Raw genomic sequence first — 2,266 nt, forward strand, 5'->3', positions numbered from 1 at the left:
GCGACGTGGTCTACCTGCCCGGCAGCGACCTGGCCCATCCGCTGCTCGTGCTGGGCATCTGGCTGGCCGCATCGCTGGCCGTGCTGGCCGCCGTGGACCTGCTGCACCTGGCCGAACGCCGCCGCACCCCGCAACGCGAAGCCGACATCTACGCCACACCGGGCACCGCCCACCTGCGGCAGCGGCTCACCCGCCAGCGGGCGGCGACGCTCGAGACCGCTAGCCGAACATAACTGGCCGACTGCTACGTCACGGGCGGGCCAGGGTTAGGGCAGAGGCGCAGCGGCGGAACGCTGTTCTGGCTGCCTGGCTGTCTTCGATGTGCCAGTCCTGGTGGTAGACCCCGTTGTCCTGGGCGATGTCAAACCAGACCAGGCCGAGCACGCCGTAGTGCCGCATCCCGGCGAACAGATCGGGAATCTTGGCCGCCTGACCGGCTTGGGGACCGACCGCGGTCTCAGACAGGAGCACCGGCAGGTCGGTAAGGGCGCGGACCTGGGCGATAGTCTTGCCGAAGATGCCGGAGAAGGTCTGGTACGGACGGTAGTAGTAGCCGTCGACGCCGATCCAGGTCACGTACTTGGCGCCGGGCCACCATGAGGCGATTGACCCGGTACCCGGCTCGTCCGCCTGGATGGTCCAGAGCCAGGTGACATTGGTTGCGCCCTGACTACGGAACAGCGTTACGATGTGCCGCCACGCTGCCACGAACGTGCTGGGCGGAAGATGCCCGTATCCCCACGAGTACCAGTAGGCGTTCATCTCGTGCCCGAAGCCGATGACGACCGGATAGCCGAAGTCATGGACGCTGTCAGCGAACGAGCGTAGGTAGCTGTCATAGCCACCATCCGCGACCTTCTGGACGGAGGCAAGGGTGGGGTCCCACTGCAGGATCGTTACCGCACCATGACTGCGGACCGTGTCCGCGAACGAGGTCTGGAAGGGCTCCCGCCAGCCGCTGTAATACCCGACGAGATTCGGCTGTCTGCCGGCCATCTGTGTGAAGTCCGCAACCGGCTGGTAGGTATGCGGCGCCCCGGTCTCGTAGACACCTAGGTAAGCGGCCGGGCTCTGCGGCAAGGCCGCGGCGCCAGCGGAAGGGGTCACGAAGCGGCTGATCACGTAGGCGGCGGTAGCCAGTGCGAGCACGATGGCCAACAGCACCACCGAACGGGATCTCATGCTGTCCTCACCCCCCTGGACGCCGCGGCTTGCCGCGCAGCGCTCGGGGCAGCGCGCCCCACTCGCCGGACCTCGCCGGGTCCGTAGGTCACAAGTGGATCTCCGAAATCTTACATGTGCCCCGATGTGGTCTTAAAAGCAGGAAATCGTCCCAGCTGAGGCACGCCGTGCGATACGGTGTCGCTCGATGCGTCAGGCAGTCGGCGCCGACTACGGGTCCGGCCGACTGCAGGGGGGACTGTGACCGCTGACGACAGCCCCAAGCGAACGCCGGCGCTGCGCCCCAGCTACGCACCCGACGTGCTGATTATCCGCTCGGAGCATGTCGGTCTCCCGCTCGCGGCCGAGGCTGTCCGGGGTGGCCTGACTGTTGTCGGCTACGACGTGGACGAGGCCGTCGTCAATGACCTGAACGCTGGCCGATCGCACAACGCCCTGGTCAGCGGAATGGCGATCCGCTGCCCTGAGCTCGGCGACATCCCCCTGGCGGGGGAGCGAGTGTTATGCGCTCCGACAACGCGCCATCCGCGCCCTGGGACGCGGGTCCGCCCGCATGGTTCTTCGCGACAGGCCCTTACATTCAGGCGGGAAATCAGCTATCAGAGCAGACCGGAGGCTTTCATGTACGGGAAAATCAGCCTGGCAACCGGAGCGATCGGGACGGGGGCGTTGCTGGCAGGAGGAATGCACATGATGACGTGGTTGATCGTCAGCGGCTTCGCGGTCGTCCTCGGGGGGCTCATGCTGTACCGGCTAGCAACCATAAAGGCTCGGAGGTAATTCACCGCATTACGATCGTCGTCTCCATCGCCGTCCTGGGCTTCACCGCGTATACGGTCGCGCGCCTGGCCGTCAGCACCGTCCTGATCAGCTACTGGCTCTTCGGAGCGTCGCTTATCGCGGTCTGCCTCCTGGCGTTTGTCAAGGGGCGGAAGTTCGTCAACTTCCCGGTCGCCCGCGGCCGGACGATAGCGATTGTTCCGGCCTACAACGAACCGCAGGAAAAGCTATACGCGTGCGTGCGAAGTCTGCTGGCGCAGACGGTGAAGATAGACAAGATCATCGTCATGGACGACGGCTCGGC

The 2,266-nt window shown here is 65.6% G+C and carries 3 protein-coding genes; 2 read left to right on the plus strand and 1 reads right to left on the minus strand.

Features of this window, described 5'->3' with window-relative positions:
• Positions 1-233: hypothetical protein (locus tag WA805_RS11800; RefSeq protein WP_425242364.1), on the plus strand; the 233-nt coding region annotated here is incomplete at its 5' end.
• A 16-nt stretch (positions 234-249) separates the two neighbouring features.
• Here WA805_RS11800 and WA805_RS11805 read toward each other — a convergent pair.
• Positions 250-1,182, minus strand: coding sequence for a glycoside hydrolase family 26 protein (locus WA805_RS11805; protein ID WP_422280734.1), 933 nt, complete (start codon positions 1,180-1,182; stop codon positions 250-252).
• 698 nt (positions 1,183-1,880) lie between these two features.
• Here WA805_RS11805 and WA805_RS11810 point away from each other — a divergent pair.
• A partial coding sequence (locus tag WA805_RS11810; RefSeq protein ID WP_425242365.1) for a glycosyltransferase family A protein occupies positions 1,881-2,266 on the plus strand: 386 nt, incomplete at its 3' end.

Source organism: Trebonia sp., assembly GCF_049794275.1.
In the GTDB taxonomy this organism is placed as follows: domain Bacteria; phylum Actinomycetota; class Actinomycetes; order Streptosporangiales; family Streptosporangiaceae; genus Trebonia.

Excerpts from the sequence above, each read along its gene's own strand:
- WA805_RS11805 (WP_422280734.1), bottom strand. The coding sequence starts at position 1,182 with ATGAGATCCCGTTCGGTGGTGCTGTTGGCCATCGTGCTCGCACTGGCT.